Annotated in this window: 17 protein-coding genes and 1 tRNA gene; 10 read left to right on the forward strand and 8 right to left on the reverse strand. The window is 70.3% G+C overall.

All coding sequences use genetic code 11. From position 1 onward, the window contains the following. Positions 1–14: 14 nt before the first annotated feature. From AC4NN1_RS03160 to AC4NN1_RS03170, 3 genes are read right to left on the reverse strand one after another with little or no spacing between them, the layout of a single operon-like run. Complete coding sequence (locus AC4NN1_RS03160; RefSeq protein WP_491954524.1) at positions 15–1,460, reverse strand: CDP-glycerol glycerophosphotransferase family protein; 1,446 nt, start codon at positions 1,458–1,460, stop codon at positions 15–17. Beyond that, positions 1,457–2,701 (reverse strand): CDP-glycerol glycerophosphotransferase family protein, encoded by a 1,245-nt coding sequence (locus AC4NN1_RS03165; protein ID WP_491954525.1) that lies wholly within the window; start codon positions 2,699–2,701, stop codon positions 1,457–1,459. Before AC4NN1_RS03165 ends, AC4NN1_RS03160 begins: the two co-directional genes overlap by 4 nt. Before the next feature lie 54 nt (positions 2,702–2,755). Beyond that, positions 2,756–4,240, reverse strand: coding sequence for a S1C family serine protease (locus AC4NN1_RS03170; RefSeq protein ID WP_491954526.1), 1,485 nt, complete (start codon positions 4,238–4,240; stop codon positions 2,756–2,758). 147 nt (positions 4,241–4,387) lie between these two features. On the opposite strand from AC4NN1_RS03170, the gene AC4NN1_RS03175 reads away from it, so the two are divergent. Further along, the gene (locus AC4NN1_RS03175) at positions 4,388–5,596 is read left to right on the forward strand and encodes an aminotransferase class I/II-fold pyridoxal phosphate-dependent enzyme (RefSeq protein WP_491954527.1); all 1,209 of its coding nucleotides are present in this window, start codon (positions 4,388–4,390) and stop codon (positions 5,594–5,596) included. A 15-nt stretch (positions 5,597–5,611) separates the two neighbouring features. On the opposite strand, the gene AC4NN1_RS03180 is transcribed toward AC4NN1_RS03175, so the two are convergent. Beyond that, positions 5,612–6,421: a carbon-nitrogen hydrolase family protein gene (locus tag AC4NN1_RS03180; protein WP_491954528.1), complete on the reverse strand. Its 810-nt coding sequence runs from the start codon at positions 6,419–6,421 to the stop codon at positions 5,612–5,614. Continuing rightward, the gene (locus AC4NN1_RS03185; RefSeq protein WP_491954529.1) at positions 6,418–6,927 is read right to left on the reverse strand and encodes a DUF6328 family protein; all 510 of its coding nucleotides are present in this window, start codon (positions 6,925–6,927) and stop codon (positions 6,418–6,420) included. Before AC4NN1_RS03185 ends, AC4NN1_RS03180 begins: the two co-directional genes overlap by 4 nt. Positions 6,928–7,008: 81 nt before the next feature. Here AC4NN1_RS03185 and AC4NN1_RS03190 point away from each other — a divergent pair. Continuing rightward, positions 7,009–7,082: transfer RNA gene (locus AC4NN1_RS03190), tRNA-Met, on the forward strand. Positions 7,083–7,140: 58 nt separating this feature from the next. Here AC4NN1_RS03190 and AC4NN1_RS03195 read toward each other — a convergent pair. After that, entirely contained in the window at positions 7,141–7,566 is a 426-nt protein-coding gene (locus tag AC4NN1_RS03195; RefSeq protein ID WP_371129969.1) for a MarR family winged helix-turn-helix transcriptional regulator, read from the reverse strand. A gap of 119 nt (positions 7,567–7,685) precedes the next feature. Here AC4NN1_RS03195 and idi point away from each other — a divergent pair, with 119 nt between their 5' ends. Genes idi through AC4NN1_RS03230 form a run of 7 tightly spaced genes read left to right on the forward strand, consistent with a single transcriptional unit; the run spans position 7,686 to position 13,232 of the window. Beyond that, positions 7,686–8,231, forward strand: a complete 546-nt coding sequence (gene idi / locus AC4NN1_RS03200) for an isopentenyl-diphosphate Delta-isomerase (RefSeq protein WP_311870156.1) — start codon at positions 7,686–7,688, stop codon at positions 8,229–8,231. Further along, entirely contained in the window at positions 8,228–9,292 is a 1,065-nt protein-coding gene (locus AC4NN1_RS03205) for a polyprenyl synthetase family protein (RefSeq protein WP_491954530.1), read from the forward strand. Before idi ends, AC4NN1_RS03205 begins: the two co-directional genes overlap by 4 nt. Next, the gene (locus AC4NN1_RS03210) at positions 9,289–10,167 is read left to right on the forward strand and encodes a phytoene/squalene synthase family protein (protein WP_491954531.1); all 879 of its coding nucleotides are present in this window, start codon (positions 9,289–9,291) and stop codon (positions 10,165–10,167) included. The genes AC4NN1_RS03205 and AC4NN1_RS03210 overlap by 4 nt, the downstream gene beginning before the upstream one ends. Further along, positions 10,164–11,717: a phytoene desaturase family protein gene (crtI, locus tag AC4NN1_RS03215; RefSeq protein ID WP_491954532.1), complete on the forward strand. Its 1,554-nt coding sequence runs from the start codon at positions 10,164–10,166 to the stop codon at positions 11,715–11,717. The genes AC4NN1_RS03210 and crtI overlap by 4 nt, the downstream gene beginning before the upstream one ends. Positions 11,718–11,722: 5 nt before the next feature. After that, entirely contained in the window at positions 11,723–12,055 is a 333-nt protein-coding gene (locus AC4NN1_RS03220) for a lycopene cyclase domain-containing protein (protein ID WP_018188244.1), read from the forward strand. Further along, positions 12,052–12,360, forward strand: a complete 309-nt coding sequence (locus AC4NN1_RS03225; protein WP_018188245.1) for a lycopene cyclase domain-containing protein — start codon at positions 12,052–12,054, stop codon at positions 12,358–12,360. Before AC4NN1_RS03220 ends, AC4NN1_RS03225 begins: the two co-directional genes overlap by 4 nt. Beyond that, on the forward strand, positions 12,357–13,232 hold the full coding sequence (locus tag AC4NN1_RS03230) for a prenyltransferase (RefSeq protein ID WP_491954533.1): 876 nt from the start codon (positions 12,357–12,359) through the stop codon (positions 13,230–13,232). Before AC4NN1_RS03225 ends, AC4NN1_RS03230 begins: the two co-directional genes overlap by 4 nt. Before the next feature lie 24 nt (positions 13,233–13,256). On the opposite strand, the gene AC4NN1_RS03235 is transcribed toward AC4NN1_RS03230, so the two are convergent. Further along, on the reverse strand, positions 13,257–16,178 hold the full coding sequence (locus tag AC4NN1_RS03235; protein WP_018188247.1) for a UPF0182 family membrane protein: 2,922 nt from the start codon (positions 16,176–16,178) through the stop codon (positions 13,257–13,259). Positions 16,179–16,258: 80 nt separating this feature from the next. Then, entirely contained in the window at positions 16,259–17,383 is a 1,125-nt protein-coding gene (locus AC4NN1_RS03240) for a YlbL family protein (RefSeq protein ID WP_116228956.1), read from the reverse strand. A 126-nt stretch (positions 17,384–17,509) separates the two neighbouring features. Between AC4NN1_RS03240 and AC4NN1_RS03245 the strand changes: the two genes are divergently transcribed. Next, a complete protein-coding gene (locus AC4NN1_RS03245) occupies positions 17,510–18,943 on the forward strand; it encodes a zinc-dependent metalloprotease (protein WP_491954534.1) in 1,434 nt (477 codons plus the stop codon). The last annotated feature ends 199 nt before the right edge of the window (positions 18,944–19,142 follow it).

Below are 19,142 nucleotides of genomic sequence, written 5' to 3' on the forward strand. Positions count from 1 at the left end.
CGGATGCCGCGGCCTCAGTCGCGGGCGATCATCCCCTGATCGAGCAGACGGGCGACGACCCGCTCGGCCGCTCGGCCATCGTCACGCGCGTTGAACCGCGCGACCCACGACGCGTACCGCTCCGCGTGACCCTTCGTCGCCCTGGGATCCGCCAGCGCCGCGGTGAGCTCGTCCTGCGTCGAGGTGAGTGGGCCGGGCGCCCGCTCGATGAGATCGAAGTAGAACCCACGGAGCTTGCCCCGATAATGCGCGAGGTCGGGGACGAAGAAGTAGATCGGCATGCCGGTCGCCGTGAAGTCGAACATGACGGACGAGTAGTCGGTGATCAGGGCGTCGGCGGCCAGCAGCAGAGCCGAGATGTCGGGATACGCCGTCACATCGATGACGCGCGACCCGCCCGTGTCGGCGCCGGGCAGGAGCGTACGGGAGTGCCCGCGCACGAGGATCACGGCACCGGCATCCGCTGCCAGCCGCTCGAGGTCGAGGTAGTCGACCATCTGCTCGCGATCGTCCCGCCAGGTCGGCGCGTACAGGAGCACCCGGTCATCGGGCTCGAGCCCCAGACCCCGGCGGACCGCGTCCCGGTCGCCTGAGGCGAGCACGTCGTTCCGCGGGTAGCCCTCCACCCACACTGGACGGCGCCAGAATCCGTACGCCTTCGACAGGATGCGGGCCGCGTACGGGTTCTGTGCGAGGAGAACGTCCCAGCGCCGGCTCTCCCGGATCACCGCGAGCGCGCGGCGCGGGTCGAAGCCGGGCCGATCGAGGGCCAGACGCTTGAGCGGCGTTCCATGCCAGGTCTGCAGGATGCGCTGGCCGGGGCGGCGGACGAAGCGGCGCCGCAGCCAGTCGTTGACGACAAGGAGACGGGAGACCCCCCGGGCGTGCCACCACTCCGGCGAGCCTTCGACGACGGCGACGGCACCCTCGGGAACCTCCACCGAGAGGTCGACGACGCTCCAGTACCTCGTGACGGCAGGCGCGACGCGGGAGATCTCCGCGTCGATCGCCCGCGGGTTGCAGCTGGCGTTGCGCCCGTAGAAGCTCTCGAAGAACACCGCGTTCTCGAGCGGTCCGCGAACGGTCGCATAGTCACGCTCGAGCGCCGCTTGGCCCGCCGGCGACGTGTCTGCGTCCCGCAGCGGCGGCGAGACGACCACCGCACCATCGGCGAGCTCCACCGCCAGCGACTCCCCCGTCGTCCGCCCGAGGTCCACGACGTCGCCCCGGCTCTGGACCCGACCGTCGACCTCGAGGCGGTACCGACCGCGGGGAAGAGCGAGGACCGGCCCGCCCCACCGAGCGACCCGAAGGGGCAGGACAGCCCGCCACCCGGCATCCGTCGTCGAGATCACGGCTGTCACCGTCGCACGGGGACCGATGGCGCGGATGTCCGAGGGAGCGACCCCGGATGCGTTCAGGACGAGGCCGTCGCCCGCCTGCAGGGCGGCGTGGATCATTCGTTCCCCCTCGACGGATGCGCCGACGCGAGCGCGCGCCGGATGGCACGATACACGCGCTCGGCACTTCGGCCGTCCCGGTAGGCGTGCACGCGGCGACTCAGCTCCTCGGCGCGGGAGAGGCGCCGGGCTCGTTCGGAGTCGTCGTGCAGCACGCCGTCGAGGTGGCGCATCACCTCGGCCCAGCTCGTCGCGACGTCCTCCCCGGCGACATCGCGGTACCGGCCGTAGAAACCGCGCTCCGCGGCGTACTGCGCCTCGTCCGGGGCGAAGAAGACGACCGGCAGCGGGATCAGCGCGGTGTCGAACACGAGCGAGGAGTAGTCGGTGATGAGCGCATCGAACGCGCGGAGGACGGGGGTCACGTCGGGGAGCAGATCCGCCCCGAGGAGGCGCACCCGTCCGTCCGCGTCCGGCGGCCAGTATTCGCCCGCGCCCAGCGGGTGCGAGCGGATCACCAGCACAGCATCCTGCGCGGCTAGGGACGCTGTGATCGCGTGCCACTCCTCCGCCGTGGGGACGGCGGGGTCGGGTGCGCCGTCGCGCCACGTCGGGGCGTACAGCACGAGGCGGGAGGACCCCACGGAGCCGACGAGGGACTCGACTGTGCTCCGGGCCTCCGCTGCCGAAGGGCCCGTCGAAAGCACGTCGACGCGCGGTTCGCCCGTGACCACGATCCGGTCGTACCCGAGCCCGAACGCGGACTCGAGGCGGCCGCGGACGAGGTGCGATGCGGCGGGCAGGAGCCGGATGCGGCGCTGGGTCCGCTCGTAGGCGACCCGGAGGAGCCGCGCCAAGCCCGGGATCGGGAGGGGAGCGCGCGCGGTCACCGGGGAATCCAGACCGAGCCGCTTCAGCGGGATGCCGTGCCAGAGCTGCACGAGGAAGGATCCCGCCGTCGCGTATCGGTTGACGTCACCGGCGCCGTGCGTGACGACGACCACTCGTGCGCGCGCCGTGAGCCAGAAGCCGCGGAAGCCCTGCTTGCGGGCCAAGGGGATACCGGCACGCCGAGCCATCTCCTCGTCGCGCGCCGACCCGGTCAGCCAGACGGCTCGCTCACCCTGCTCCGCGGCGACCTGCCAGAGCGCCCACGCACCCTCGCCGACGCCGGCAGCCGACCCGAACACCCACAGGTCGGTCGACCTCGGGATGATCCGCGTCGCCACGAGGCCCAGCACATGGAGCGGGAGCCGGGCCACCTGCGCGCCGTTGCCCGACGAGAACGAGAACGACCCCATCCCGCGAGCCTATCGCGGGGTGGGGTCGTGACTCGGAAGGTCGCGTCGGAGCGGTCAGTCGGTGAGCTTGCCGAGCGTCACGTCGGCGGTGAAGGACTTCCCGCCGCGGACGTAGACGACGCTCGCGTCGGAACCGGCGGCCAGGGCGCGCACCTGAGCGGTCAGGTCGGTCGCGTCGCGGACCGGCACGCCGTTGAACTCGGTGACGATGTCGCCGGCCTTCAATCCCGCCTTCGCCGCTGCCCCACCCGAGGTCACATCGCTGACGAGGGCACCGGCCACGGTGCTGTCCTTCTGGTCCGCCGAGTTGCCGACCATGGCGCCGAGCAGACCGTGCGTCGCAGAGCCGTCCTTGATGATCTCGTCGGTCACGCGCTTGACGACGCTCGAGGGGATCGAGAAGCCCACGCCGATGGACCCGGCTTCGCTGGAGGACGACGACCCGCCGCCGGCGGTGGCGATGGCGACGTTGATGCCGATCAGCTTGCCCTCGTCGTCGACGAGCGCGCCGCCGGAGTTGCCCGGGTTGATGGCGGCATCCGTCTGGATCACGGCGATGGAGATGGTCCCGGCCGATCCCGACCCCTGCTGCTGGCCCTGACCGAAGTCGAACTGGAACGGGGACTGGCCGTTCTGCCCCTGATCCTCCTGCTGCTCGCCCGAATCGGGTACCGCCGACGAGGCGATCTGGATCGAGCGGTTCAGCGCACTGACGATTCCGGTCGTGACGGTGTTGGACAGGCCGAGCGGCGCGCCGACCGCGACGGTCGTGTCGCCGACGTTCAGCTTGCTCGAGTCCGCGAAGTCGATCGGGGTCAGTCCGGTCGCGCCCGTCAGCTTGATGACGGCGAGGTCGTAGATCGGATCGGTGCCGACGACCTTCGCGTCGTAGACGCGACCGTCCGAGGTCGTCACCCGCAGGGCGACGTCCGAGCTCGCACCGTCGAGGGTGACGACGTGCGTGTTGGTCACGACGTAGCCGTCCTCGCTGAGGATCACGCCGGAGCCGGTGCCGCCGCCGTTCGACGATGTCGCACTGATGGTGACGACGCTCGGCAGGGTCTTCGCCGCGATTCCGGTGGTCTGGTTGACGTTGTCGGGGTCGTTGACGGTGACCTGGGTCGTGCCGTTCGAGGACGCGACCGTGCCGTTCTGGTGGAACACGTCGCTGCCGATCGCCGCGCCGCCCAGGCCCGAGACGGCGCCGACGATCGCGGCGGCCACGAGGACGGCGACGATCTTGCCGGAGCCGATCTTCGCGTCGTGCGGACGCGCGTGGCCGTCGTCGGCGACCGCGCCCGCCGGCTGCGACGAGAACGCCGCGCCCGGGGCGTGCTGTCCGTGTGAATCCGGGCCCTGGGAGTGCTGGCCGTACGGCTGCTGGCCGTGCGGCTGCGCGTACCAGCCCTGACCGGCCGGCTGCGCGAGGGGCGTCGTCGATGCGGTGGGATGCGAGGGCGCACCCGAGTCGGGCATCGGCGGACGCGGCGGCACCGCTGCGTCAGGCGTGTGGGGGTCGGGGGTGTTCGAATCGCTCATGGGACTGCTCCTTTTCCGAGGCGTCTTCAGAGTGCTCCCGGAGTCTGTGGACCAGCTATGCCGACCCTCCGATCAGCCTATGGGAGCAGACGCCGCCGCGGGTCGCCCACGAGGGCGTCCCGCGAGGCGGAGCGTTACGCTGGCCCCGTGCTGCACATCCCCGGCGCCTGGCAACGCGCGGCGCGCGGCGCAGGCCTCCTCTCCCCCGCCGGCGAGCTCGCCCCGACGATCTTCGCCGAGATCACCGCCGCCGCCGTCCGCCACGATGCCGTCAACCTCGGCCAGGGGTTCCCCGACGAGGACGGACCACCCGAGGTGCTGGACGCCGCGATCGTCGCCATCCGGGACGGAGTGAATCAGTACCCGCCCGGACGAGGGATGCCGGTCCTCCGGGAGGCGGTCTCCGATCATCAGCACCGCTTCTACGGCATCGACGTCGACCCCGAGCGCGAGATCCTCGTCACGGCCGGCGCCACCGAGGCGTTGACCGCCGCCCTCCTCGCCCTGCTCGAAGGGCCGGACGACGAGGTCGTGGTCTTCGAGCCGTACTACGACTCGTATGCGGCCGCCGTCGCCCTGGCCGGTGCACGCCTCGTGCCCGTGCCGCTGCGCTGGCCGTCGCTCGAACCCGACGTCGACGAGTTGCGTGCCGCCGTCCGCGACCGCACCCGGATCATCCTCGTCAACGACCCCCACAACCCGACCGGAACGGTGTTCTCGAACGAGGTCCGCGACGAGATCGTCCGACTCGCCGAGCGTCACGACGCGCTGATCGTCACGGACGAGGTCTACGAGCACCTCGTCATGGACGCCGACCACGTTCCCCTCGCGACGCTGCCCGGCGCCGCCGAGCGGACCCTCACCATCTCGTCGGGCGGCAAGACGTTCCGAACCACGGGGTGGAAGGTCGGCTGGGTGAGCGGGCCGGCAGACCTCGTTGACGCGGTGCTGGCCGTCAAGCAGTACCTGACGTACGTCAACGGAGCACCCTTCCAACCCGCCATCGCCGTCGGTCTCGGCCTGCCCGACACCTTCTTCGACGACCTCGCCGCGACCCAGCGGGAGCGCCGCGACCTGCTCGGCGCGGGCCTGCGCGACGCCGGGTTCGAGGTGTCCACGCCCGCGGGTTCGTACTTCACGGTCGCCGATGTGCGTTCGATGCTCGCTCCCGGCGAGGATGCCGCCGCGTTCTGCCGCGCCCTCCCCGAACGCGTCGGTGTCGCCGCGATCCCGCTCACCGCGTTCGCGACGCCGGAGCACCGGGATCGGTACGAGACCCTGGTCCGATTCGCGGCCTGCAAGCGGACGGACGTCATCGCCGAGGCGGCGCGGCGGCTGGCGGCATCCGCGTCGTGACCCCCCGGAGGCGGCTCACTCGCGCGGAGCGACCGTGTACCGCCGAAGGGCCAGCGCGGGATTGACACGGCGGACGCGGGCGACGGTCGCCGCGTCGACGTGGGCGACGGCGACATCCGTGCCCGTGCCGATCGTCACGACGGGCACTCCCTGCGGGTCGATGACGATCGAGTGCCCCACGCCCAACGGCGGCGGGTGATCGGCACCCGCGACGTAGAGCGTGTTCTCGATGGCCCGAGCCTGGAGGAGCGTTCGCCAGTGATCCTCCTTCAGAGGCCCGCGCACCCACTCCGCGGCGACGAGGAGGACGTGCGCTCCCGTGTCGGCGAGCACGCGGGAGACCTCGGGGAACCGCAGGTCGTAGCAGGTCATGAGGGCGAAGCGGATGCCGCAAGCCTCGAACGTCTCGGGTTCCTCCAGCGCTCCCGGCTCCACCCAGTCCGACTCGCGCTGTCCGAACGCGTCGTAGAGGTGGAGTTTGCGGTAGCGCGCGATGAGCCCACCGGCATCCACCGCGACGACGGTGTTGCGCACGAGCCCGTCCGTGTCGGAACGTTCGACGAGCCCCGCGACGATCACGACGTCGTGGTCACGCGCCAGTGCCGTGAGGGCGGTCACGAACGCGCCGTCGAGGTCCTGCGCGTGCTCGGCGAGCGAGGCGTCGAACGGGTCGACGAAGTAACTCGAGTACTCGGGAAACAGAACGACCCGCGCGCCTCGGCCGCGGGCGCGGGCGACCAGTTCCGAGATGGCCTCGAGGTTGGCTGTCTCGTCGGCGGACGGCGCGAACTGCGCCACTGCGACGCCGAGGGGCGAGTCGGTCATGGGGTCCTTTCCGACCGCAGGCGGGTGATGACAGGGACGACGAGCCAGAGGGCGACGATGACGATCCCTAGAGCGACGCCTGCGATCCAGGATGCCGCACCCCCCACCACCACGTCGAAGACGAACGCGACGACCCCCACCAGGAGCGCGGAGACGAGACCGAGGGCGGCGAGCATGCAGCCGTGACCGAAGCGGACGATCGTGGGCTTCGCACGGCGTGCGAACAGGATGCGGTGCACCGAGACGGGCGCGAGGGCGACGACGGCGCTGAGGGCCGACAGGAGGACGAGGACGAGATAGCCGGTGCGCTGCGCCCCGGCGAGATCCCCGAACGACGGCTGGAACGCGAGCGCGAGGAGGAAGCCCGTGAGGATCTGAGTCCCGGTCTGCAGCACGCGGAGCTCCTGGAGAACCTCGTTCCAGTTGCGGTCGGCCCGCTCGTCTCGCGTCTCGTCGCGCCCGTCCGTCTGTGCGTCGGCGGCGGCGTCGATCTCACGCGGAAGCATGTCCTCATCCTGCCGAAACTCGGGGCTTTCCGGCACCGATTCGCGTCCGCCTGAAACGCGTGCTAGTGTTTTCTCTTGTGCCGCGGGGTGGAGCAGTTCGGTAGCTCGCTGGGCTCATAACCCAGAGGTCGCAGGTTCAAATCCTGTCCCCGCAACGAAAAGAAGAAGGCGCCCCCTCTCCGGAGGGGGCGCCTTCTTCTTTGGTCGGCTCGGTCAGGCGGGCAGCATCGCGCGCTCGATGTCAGCGAGGAAGCGCACGATCGCGCGCAATTCGTCGTCGGTGTAGGCGTCTGCAGCGTCACGCATGCGCTGGAGCCGCTCGCCGAAGTGGCGACGGAAGGTGACTCGCGCTTCATCCGTGAGCGCCACGATGCGGGCGCGGCGGTCATGCGGATGCGGCTTGCGGACGAGGTAACCGGCGGCCGTCAAACGGTCGAGCAGCTTCGTGGTCGACGCCGTCGAGATGGCGAGGTGGGTGGCGAGATCGTTCGGCTTGACCACCTCCCCGTGCTGCTCGCGGATGATGAGCATCCGGAGCGCGGCGAGGTCGGTCGTGTTCATGTCCATGTCACCGCGCATACCCGCGTACATTCGATCCAAGGAGTCGGAGAACGCGCGGATCGCTTCGAGGGCGCTCATCACGATGGCATCGCGCTCACTGCCCGGAATCCATGGATTCGCCACCATTGGACACCTCCTCGCTCGATAGGTAGCATGACGATTGATTGCTAGATAATCTAGCAAAGTACGGAGGACCTGTGTCAGACATCGAGTACGTCGTTCTGTTGGACGACGACGGACACGACATCGGCACCGCTCCGAAGGCAACGGTCCACGGTACCGACACGCACCTTCATCTGGCATTCTCCTGCCACGTCTACAACTCGCGCGGCGAGCTCCTCGTCACCCGCCGCGCCCTGAGCAAAGCCGCTTGGCCGGGCGTCTGGACGAACTCGTTCTGCGGGCACCCCGGCCCCTCGGAGTCGATGGTGGATGCCGTCCACCGCCGCGCGGCGCACGAAGTGGGGCTCACCCTTCGCGACGTCACCCTCACGCTGCCGCAGTTCCGCTACCGTGCCGTCGATGCGTCGGGAATCGTCGAGAACGAGATCTGCCCTGTGTACGTCGCTTACACGGACGACGAACCCCGCCTCAACCCCGACGAAGTCGCGGAGGCGCGCTGGGTCGACCCCGCCGACCTGGACACGTCGATCAGTGCCGCCCCCTGGGCCTTCAGCCCGTGGCTCGTCCTGCAGGCGCAGCAGCTCGAGCTGGTGCCAGACGCCCGCAGGAGAGCCTCGTGATCGCCCTGTCCGCGATCGCCCGACGCGAGATCGATGACGCGCTCGAGGTCGCACTCGACCGCCTGCGCATCCGATCGGCCGCCCTCGGCGAAGCCTCCGCGGCGCTCGGCGAGGCGACCGCGGCATCAGCCACCGGCGGCAAGCGCCTGCGGCCGGCGCTCGTCGTCGCCGCCTTCGAGGCGTTCGGCGGTGACATCGGACACTCCCCCGGGCTCTGGCGCGTCGCCGCGGCCTTCGAGCTGCTCCACGCGGCGTTCGTGGTCCACGACGACCTGATCGACGGCGACGTCGAACGGCGCGGCATCCCGAACGTCGTCGGACGGTTCCGCGAACGCGCACACGCCCTCGGCGGCGACCACGACGACGCGAACCTGCTCGGGGCAGCCGCGGCCGTCCTCGCCGGCGACCTGCTGCTGTTCGAGGCGACGAGGCTCATCGCGACCGCGCCCGTCACCGCCCCCCAGCGGGCTGCCCTGTTCGTCCTCCTCGACGACGCGCTCCTCGTCTCCGCGGCGGGCGAACTCGCCGACGTCGAGCAGACCATCGGCGCCGACCTGCCCCCGGCCGACTCGCTCATCCGCACGGCACGCGACAAGACGGCGTTCTACTCCTTCCAGGCTCCCCTCGCCGCAGGCGCACTTCTGGCGGGGGCGAGCGACGACGAGCGGGCCGCCCTCGAATCGGCCGGGTCCGCGATCGGGGTCGCCTTCCAGCTCGCCGACGACCTCATCGGCACCTTCGGGTCGCGCGCCGAGGCGGGACGCGAACCGGGGGCGGACCTCCGTGCGTCCAAGCGCACCCCGCTCATCGCCATGGCGGCCGAGACCGAGGCCTGGCCGCGCATCGCCTCCGCTCTCGCGATGGCGCCGACCGGGCCGATCGCGATCGCCGAGGCACAGCGCGAACTGGCCGCCAGCGGCGCGCGCGAGCGAGCGGTCGAATTGATCGCCGACACCCTCCGCTCGGCGCGCGGCCGTGCGGCGGACGCCTCGCTCCCCCGCGACGCCGTCGTCCTCCTCGCCGCACTGGCCGCCGCCGTCGAGGACCGCATCCCCCGATGACCGACACCCTCTACGACGAGACCGCGACGGTAGCGGCGGCATCCGTCATCCGCGCCTATTCGACCTCGTTCGGGCTCGCGACGAACCTCCTCGGCGGACGTGTGCGCCCGCACGTGCGGAACGTCTACGCCCTGGTGCGGGTCGCCGACGAGATCGTCGACGGAGCGGCCGAGGCGGCCGGCGTCCCGCTCGACGAGCAGCGGAACGTCCTCGACGCGCTCGAGGCCGAGACCTACGCCGCGATCGCGCGCGGGTTCAGCGCCAACCTCGTCGTCCACGCCTTCGCGCGGACCGCCCGCCAGTGCGGGATCGCGCGCGTGCACATCGAGCCGTTCTTCGCCTCGATGCGCACCGACCTGGAGCAGGCCCAGCACGACGACGCCTCGCACGACGACTACGTCTACGGGTCGGCCGAAGTCGTCGGGCTCATGTGCCTCCAGGTCTTCGTCAACGCGGGATCCGCCGCGCCGCGCGACCCGGACCCGGCACTGGTGTCCGGCGCGCGCCGCCTCGGGGCCGCCTTCCAGGACATCAACTTCCTGCGCGACCACGCCGACGACGCCGGCCGCCTGGGCCGGGACTACCTCGGCGTCGACGGGGGCGCCGAGCGACGCGAGCAGGTCCTCGCACGCATCGATGCCGACCTGGATGCCGCGGCCGCGACGATCCCGCTCCTGCCCGCGGACTGCCGCGTCGCGGTCGCGACCGCGCACGGCCTGTTCGCCTCGCTCGCCGACCGCCTGCACCGCACCGCCGATCTCGATACGAGGGTCCGCGTCCCGAACGCCGTGAAGGCGGCGATCGCGGTCCGCGCGGCCGTCGCCCACCGCACCGTCCTCCCCGCCCGACGACCCTCCCGGAGGTCCCCCGCATGACCCGCCGCATCGCGATCATCGGAGGAGGCATCACCGGTCTCGCCACCGCTGCGCTCCTCGCCGACCGAGGCGACGAGGTCACCGTCTTCGAAGCGCTCGACGACGTCGGCGGGCGCGCCGGGAGCTGGGAGAAGGACGGCTTCCGCTTCGACACCGGCCCCAGCTGGTACCTCATGCCCGAGGTCTTCGATCACTTCTTCGCACTGCTCGGCACCACGGCCGCCGAGCAGCTCGACCTCGTGCGGCTGGATCCCGCCTACCGCGTGTACCACGAGGGCGAGAGCCAGCCCTTCGACGTCGTCTCGGGACGGGATGCCGCCGTCGCCGCCTTCGAGGCCCGCGAGAGCGGCGCAGGCGAGAAGCTCGCGACGTACCTCGACTCCGCCGGCGAGATCTACGACCTCGCTGTCTCGCGCTTCCTGTACGACCCCTACGTCTCGCTGAAGGGGCTGACCCACCCCGACGTGCTGGGCAAGCTCGGCACGCTGCTGCCGCTCCTCCTGCGCCCCCTGTCGACGCACGTCGAGAAGCGGTTCGCCGACCCGGTCCTGCGACAGGTCCTCGGCTATCCGGCGGTCTTCCTCGGGGGCTCGCCGTACGACGCGCCGAGCCTGTACCACCTGATGAGCCACCTCGACCTGGACGACGGCGTGCTCTACCCCCGCGGCGGCTTCGTACAGATCATCCGGGCGATCGCCCGCCTCGCCGAAGAGCGCGGCGCGGTCATCCGCACCGGCAGCCGCGTCGAGCGGATCATCACCGTCGGCGATGTGGCCACCGGCGTCCGTCTCGCCGACGGCACCCGCATCGAGGCGGACCACGTCATCTCGACCGCCGACATGCACCACACCGAGACCGCGCTGCTCCCGCCGGAGCTGCGGTCTCGCAGCGACGCGTGGTGGGACAAGCGCGTGCCGTCCTTCGGAGCTCTCCTGATCCTCCTGGGCGTCGAAGGCGAGCTCCCCGAGCTCGAACACCACACCCTGCTGTTCACGAAGGACTGGAAGGCGAACTTCGACGCGATCTTCGGCGCGGAGCACGCCGGTGCGATCCCCGACCCCGCCTCGTTGTACGTCTGCCGGCCGAGCGCCACCGATGACGACGTGGCGCCCGCCGGCCACGAGAATCTTTTCGTCCTCGTCCCCATGCCCGCCGCTCCCGAGCTCGGACATGGCGGAGTCGACGGCGCCGGCGACCCGGCGATCGAAGCCGCTGCGGATGCCGTCATCGCTCAGATCGCGTCGTGGACCGGTGTCGCCGATCTCGCCGATCGCGTCCGGGTGCGCCGGACCATCTCGCCCGGCGACTTCGCCGCCGACTTCGGTTCGTTCCGGGGCGGTGCGCTCGGCCTCGCTCACACCCTCGGGCAGTCGGCGATGTTCCGCCCGGGGCTGCGCTCGAAGGTCGATGGCCTTCTCTACGCCGGTCAGACCGTGCTCCCCGGCGTCGGCCTCCCGATGTGCCTCATCTCGGCCGAGCTCGTCGTGAAGCTCCTCGACGGGGACGTGTCCACCGGACGGCTTCCCGAGCCGCTCGCCTCGGAACGCTGACGGCGGTGCCCGGGCTGTACCTGGGCGCCCTGATCCTCTCGGCGCTCGGTGTGATCGCGATCGACCTGAGGCACCGCCTCGCAGTGGCCGCCGACCCCGGTCGCAGCCTGCTGCTGATCGCCTGCGGTACGGCGTTCCTCCTCGTGTGGGACCTGGTGGGCATCGCGACCGGCGTCTTCGTCCGCGGCGACAGCCCTCTGCTCGTCGGCATCGATCTCGCCCCCCACCTGCCTCTCGAGGAGCCGGTCTTCCTGGCGTTCCTCTGCCACCTGACGCTGGTCGTCCACGCTCTCGTCACGCGGAGACGCACGCGAGCACGGAGCCGGGACGCCGCATGACCTACCCGCTGATCGTCCTCCCGTTCGTCGTCGTCACCGTCGTCGTGACCCTCTTCTCGCTCCGCCGCCCGCAGCGACGGGAGCGCCTGGTCGCCTCGCTGTGGACCGCCGGCATCCTCGTCCTCCTGACGGCGGTGTTCGACAACGTGATGATCGCCGCTGACCTCTTCACCTACCCCGAGGAGCACATCAGCGGCATCCGCATCGGCCTCGCCCCGATAGAGGACTTCGCCTACCCGCTGTGCGTCGCCTTCCTCCTGCCGGCGATCGGTGCGCTGCTGCCCGAGAGGAGGGATGCCGCGTGACGCCCCTCCGCTTCGCCCGCCAGCTCTTCGTGTCCTCCCGCCCCGTGAGCTGGATCAACACGGCCTATCCGTTCGCGGCGGCGTATCTGCTGTCCGCACGCGAGATCGACATCGTCCTCGTCATCGGGACCATCTTCTTCCTGATCCCGTACAACGTCGCGATGTACGGCATCAACGACGTCTTCGACTACGAGTCCGACCTGCGGAACCCGCGCAAGGGCGGAGCGCACGGAGCGATCCTCGAGAAGAGCCTGCACGCCCCCACCCTGTGGGCGTCGGGTCTGCTGTGTCTCCCTTTCGTCGTCTTCCTCGTGCCGTCGGGCCCACCGCTGTCGTGGCTCGTGCTGGCGCTCAGTCTGCTCGCGGTCGTCTTCTACAGCGCGCCGCCCCTCCGCCTCAAGGAGCGCCCCTTCGCGGATTCGGTGACGAGCAGCATCCACTTCTTCTCGCCCGCCGTGTACGCCCTCGTCCTGACCGGCGCCACGTGGACGCCGCAGCTCGTGCTCATCATCGTGGCGTTCGCGCTGTGGGGTGTCGCGTCGCACGCATTCGGCGCCGTGCAGGATGTCGTCGCCGACCGCGAGGCGGGGATCTCATCGATCGCCACCGCGCGCGGCGCGGCGTGGACGGTGCGGTTCTCGCTCGTCGCCTACGCGGCGTCGGGCGTTGCGATGCTCGGGACCGCGTGGCCGGGACCGCTCGCCGCGATCGTCGCGCTACCGTACCTCGCCACCGTGTGGCCCTACCGCTCGGTGACCGACGCGGATGCCGCCTCCGCCACCCGCGGCTGGGACCGGTTCCTCTGGCTCAACCAGTTCGCCGGATTCGTGGTGACACTGCTGGTGATCTGGTGGGGGCTGTTCCTGTCGTGAACCGCCCCCACCAGATCAGCGGGATCACTCCCCGTCGAGCTGGATGAGCCTGTTGATGATGTCGGTGAGCGCCTTGTCCTGCTCGCCGTAGGCGGCCCAGTCACCCTTCTGCATGGCGTCGTCACGCGCCATCATGACCTGACGGGCCTGCTGCAGGAGACGCGCGATCTCGTCGCCGACACCCGCTGGGGGCGTCTCGTTCTGTCCGCCGCCGGGCGTCGCGCTGGGGCTCGGCGACCCGCTCGGCGAAGGCGACGGCGTCGTTCCCTCATCGCCGGTCGTCGCGCCGGAGTCACCGCCGAACAGCTTGTCGAGCGCTTCCTGCAGGGTGTCCTCGAAGGCGACCTCGTCACCGAACGCGACGAGGATCTTGCGGAGGGCGGGCAGCTGGGTTCCGCTCGACGCCTGCACGAAGATCGGCTGCACGTACAGCAGACCGCCACCGACGGGGAGCGTCAGCAGGTTGCCGTTGCGGACCTCGGACTGACCCTGTCGCAGGAGGTTCACCTGCTGCGCGATGGTCTCGTTCGAGCTGAAGGTGTTCTGCACCTGACCCGGGCCGGGGACCGAGACATCCGCGCTGATCTCCAGCATGCGGAGCTTGCCGTAATCGGGGTTCTTCTCGCCCTTCGTGCTGCCGGCGTTGGCGTCGACCGCAAGGTAGCCCATGAGCACGTTGCGCTCTTGGTCGCCCTCTGCCGCCGGAATGAAGGACGTGAACATCGAGTAGGTCGGGTCCTGCTGGCCCGGCATCTGCATCGTCAGGTAGTACGGCGGCTGCAGGTTCGACTGGGTCACCGGGTCCTGCGGCGTCCGCCACGCGTTGTCGCGGCGGATGAAGGACTGCGCGTCGTCGACGTGGTAGGTCCCGAGCATGGCGCGCTGCACCTTGAACAGGTCCGTCGGGTAGCGCACGTGGCTCATCAAGTCGCCGGACATCTCGCTGATGGGGCGGAGGGTCGACGGGTAGATCTTCTGCCAGGCCTTCAGCATCGGGTCCTGGTCGTCCCAGGCGTAAAGCTTGACCGAGCCGTCGTACGCATCGACGGTCGCCTTGACCGAGTTGCGGATGTAGTTCACGTCGTCGAGCGCGACGCTCGGGGCGCGGTTCGTGGTGTCGGAGATCGCGTCCCGCAGGCTCACGATCGACGAGTACGGGTAGTTGTTGCTCAGCGTGTAGCCGTCGATGATCCAGACGACGCGGCCGTCCACGACGCTCGGGTACGGATCGCTGTCGAGCTCGAGGTAGGGGGCCACCTTCTGGACGCGATCGCGCGGGTTGCGATCGTAGAGGATCTGCGAGTCGTCGTTGATCCCGTCGGAGAACAGGATGTCGGTCGACTGGAACTTCAGCGCGTACAGCAACCGGTTGAACGGGTTGCCGATGTTCGGGCCGCCGTTGCCGGTGAACGTCGTCCGGGTCTGACCGGCGCCGTCCTCGCCGCGCGGGTAGTCGAGTTCGACCGGGTCGCTGCCCTTCGGGGCGCCGACGATCGAGTAGGGCGGCGACGACTCGCCGAAGTAGATGCGGGGCTCGTACTTCGACTCGTTGGTGAGGTCGCCGGAGGTCGGGATGCCGCGCTCGAGGAAGACGGGGTCACCGTCCGCGGTGCGGTCGTTGCCCTTGGCCGCCACGACACCGTAGCCGTGCGTGTAGACGAGCGTGTTGTTGTACCAGGACTGGGCGTTGCCCAGCTGGTCGAGGTTCAGCTCGCGGACCGACACGACGGCATCCTGCATCTTGCCGTCGATCTCGTACCGGTCGACGTCGAGCGGGTTCTGGAACTGGTAGTACGAGCGGTACTGCTCGAGCTGGCGCACGGTCGGTCCGATGATGGCGGGGTCCATGATGCGCAGCGACGCGGTGGTCTCGGCGTCGGCCCGGAGCTGGCCCTTCTCGGCCGTGGTGACCGCCTCGTACTCGGTCTTCTCGAGCCCGTTGATGCCGTAGGCGAACTTCGTCGCCGCGAGGTTGCGGTCGACGTAGGGCGCCTCGTAGGTCTCGAGGTTAGGCGCGACCTGGAACTGGCTGACGGCCCACGGGTAGGCGACGCCGACGACGAGGGAGGAGACGATGAGCAGCGCGGTTCCGATGAGCGGGAAGCGCCACCGGCCGATGATGGCCGTCACGACGAACAGCGCGGCGACGATCGCCGCGGCGATGGACAGGATCGCGAGACCCGGGATGACCGCGTTGACGTCGACGTAGCTGGCGCCGGTGAACCGGTCGCCCTGCGTCGTGAGCGTCTTGAACCGGTCGAACCAGAGGCTGACCGCCTGTACGGCGAGATAGAGCGCAGCGACGATGGCGAGCTGGATGCGGGCGGCCTTGGAGATGCGGAGTTCGCGCTGACCGACGCGCACCGAGCCGTAGAGGTAGGCGACGACGACGGTCACGAGGAGGCAGATCAGCAGCACTGCGGACGTGAAGCCGAGCACGACGCTGTAGAACGGCATCTGGAACAGGTAGAAGCCGGTGTCGAGGCCGAACTGCGGATCCTTCTGACCGGTGGTGACACCGTTGGCCCACAGCCAGGCGGTCTCCCACTGCGCCGAGGCGGCGAAGCCCGCGAAGAAGCCGAAGAAGACGGGGATGCCCCACATGGCCAGGCGTCGGAGCGGCTCGACGACCTCCTGGTAGTGATCGAGCTGGGAGCTCAGTCGGGCGTAGACCGGCCGAAGTCGGTACGCGAGCTGGATGGCTGCGAAGACGGGGGCCGCCATCGCGACGAACCCGATGACGAACATGACGACACGGGCCGTCCACTGCGTCACCAGCACACTGTCGTAGCCGAGCTGCTTGTACCACTGCCAGTCCGTGTACAGGCTGGCGAACGCGAAGAACGCGATCACCAGCACCACGAGGACTCCGACCGTGATGGCGATCGTGCGGCGAACGGGGTTCGGAGGGGTGGACGTGGCCGGTCCGGCAGGTGTCGAGGTCACCCTCTCATCCTAGGCGGGGCCGACTCGCGGACGGCGGCGGCGGGATGCGCTCTGGGCGGAATCGCAGGGGCGCTGCGGACTCAACCGGCGGCGCACACGGGGAGCTTGTCCACGCCCGTGCCGGTACGGATCGCGTCGAGGGCTGTGAGCGAGTCGTCGAGGGTCGAGACGGGGACGACGCGCAGGCCGTCCGGGATGTGGCCGACGACCTCGTTGCAGTTCTTCTCCGGGGCGAGGAAGTAGGTGGCCCCGGCATCCTTCGCGCCGTAGAGCTTCTGACGGATGCCGCCGATCGGCCCGATCGTGCCGGTGGCGTCGATCGTGCCCGTTCCGGCGACCTGCTTGCCTCCGTTGAGCTCGCCGGGAGTCAGGGTGTCGATGATCCCGAGCGCGAACATCTGGCCGGCGCTGGGCCCGCCGATCCGGTCGAGCTGGATCTTCACGTCGATGGGGAAATCGAAGTCCCGCGAGGTCGTGATCCCGATGATCCAGACCGTGCCGTCCTTCGTGGTGGTGCGCGAGGGCGTCACGGTGACCGTGCGCTCGGCACCGTTCCGGCGGATGACCAGTTCGACGGGCTGACCTCCCCGCTCGTTGATCAGGGATCGCAGCTGCGCGGTGTCCTCGATCGGCGTGCCGCTCGCCGAGACGATCTCGTCGCCGACCTCGAGGATGCCCTTCGCGGCGGAGTCGTCGCTCAGTGCGCCGACGCCGACGTGGGCCCGGACCTCGTACCCCAGTTCGGTGAGCGCGGCGGCCGTGGCCTCCTTCTGGGAGTCGACCATCAGCGCGGCGTTCTCCTCGTTGCGCTGCTCGGTCGTCGTCCCCGCCGGGAACACGTCGTCGATCGGGAGGACGGCTTCGCCGGGATCGAGCCACGCCTTCGCGAGCTCGAACCAGGACGGCGTGGTCTCGCGGTTGCCGACGACCTGCACGGTGGTGAGGTCGAGGGCGCCCGCGGTGGGGTACGTCTTCGCACCGCTCACAGAGATGAGGGGGACGTCGTCGCCGGACGCGTTCTCGGCCGACCCCAAGGTGTTGACGACCGGTCCCTGCCGCTGGATCACGAAACCGGTGGGGAGGAAGCTCAGGATGAGCAGGGCGACGAGCGCCACGACGAGAGCCCAGACCCCCGCGGAGAAGCGACGGGAACGGCGGGACGGCGGGGCGGCAGCCGGCTCGGCGGCGTTGTCGAAGAGCGACACGCGGGTCCTTCCTCCGGCGCTCGTTCGCGGCCGGCGTACACGGGACGTCTCCCGCTCGGACCGGGCGGAGAAAACCTGCCACTAGCGTAGAACGAGACGTCTCCCCCCTGCTGAAAGGCGCCTGACATGACCGATCCCTCGGACGACGATCTGCCCGGCGACGACGACCTCGCCGAGATGCTCCGACGCATGCTCAGCGGTCAGGGCGGAATCGATCCCGAGCAGCTCCGCCAGCTGTCGGGCATGGGCATCGACCCCGCGATGATGCAGAACATCATGCGCCAGTTCCAGGCGGCGATGGCCGGTGACGGGGACGACGACGGCCTCGACTGGTCCGCCGCGAAGACCCAGGCCCTGCACATCGCGAATCAGGACGGGCTGGGGATCACGGCAGGGTCGCGGACCGAGTTCGATCAGGCCTTCGCCCTCGCCGCGCTGTGGCTCAGCGAGGTGACGGCGATCGCCGAGCTCGCGCAGGCTCCGCAGCCGATCACCCGCGGCCGGTGGGTGGAGGCGACCCTCCCGGTGTGGCAGGAGCTCGCCGAGCCGGTGGCGACCTCGATCAGCGATGCGCTCATGGCAGCGCTCGAGTCGCAGACGCCCGAGGAGATGCGTTCGGCCATCCAGGGCGCGGGACGCCTCATGCGCCGCGTGGGCGGCGCCCTGTTCGCGTCGCAGCTGGGTGCGGTGATCGGACGCCTGTCGCTCGAGGTCGTGAGCGGTGGCGACGTCGGCATCCCTCTCATGCCCACGGGGGACGCGGCGATCCTGCCGCAGAACTTCGCGGACTTCGGCCGCGACCTCGAGATCGAGGAGGACCAGCTCGCGCTCGTGCTGGCCACCCGCGAACTCGCCCACGCGCGACTGTTCCGTCACGCGAAGTGGCTGCGCCTGCATGTCATCTCGCAGGTGACCGACTTCGCGCGCGGCGTCCACGTCGACACGGACGCCCTCGAGGACCTCGCCTCGCGGTTCGATCCGTCGGCCCCCGAAGAGCTGAAGGCGGCCATCGAGAGCGGCGCCCTCCTCCCCCAGCGCTCCGAGGCTCAGGTCGCCGCCCTGACGAGGCTCGAGAACCTCCTCGCGACCATCGAGGGCTGGGTCGACGTCGTCACCGCCGACGCGACCGCGCGCGTGCCCTCCGCCGACCGCATCGCCGAGGCCGTCCGCCGCCGCCGCGCGGTCGGCGGGCCCGGCGAACAGGCGATGGCCTCCCTCGTCGGCCTCGAACTGCGTCCCCGTCGACTGCGCGAAGCCGCCGCCATGTGGCGCGCGGTGACGGATGCCGTCGGTCCGACGGTCCGCGACCGCCTCTGGGATTACCCCGACCTGATCCCGACGGCTGAGGACATCGACGATCCGGCCGCGCTGGTGGCACGGCTGCAGGCGAGCGAGCGCGGCGAGGAGCCCGAACGCGATGCGTTCGACGACGCCCTCGCGGCCCTCTTGGACGAGGAGGCAGCCGCGGAGCATCCGACGGATGCGGCTCCTGCCGACGACGAGCCAGACGAGCCGGATGCGCCCGGCGAGGACGGCCCGACGGGGCCGCGGCCCGTCTGATCCCCGAGCCTCCTCCACAGCGGCTCTGAGGCCTGTCCTCAGCGTTCGCCTGTGGACGGCCCCGGCGGAGGCGGGGACGCGACGTCAGAATCGCGGCATGCTGCGTCTCGCCCCCTCTCATCCCCCGCTGTGGCGGACCCCGACCAGCGTCCAGCTCGGGATGGACGACGAGCGACCGCTCACCGGTCTGACGCCGTGG

It is taken from the genome of Microbacterium sp. MDV22-iso44, from assembly GCF_058629135.1.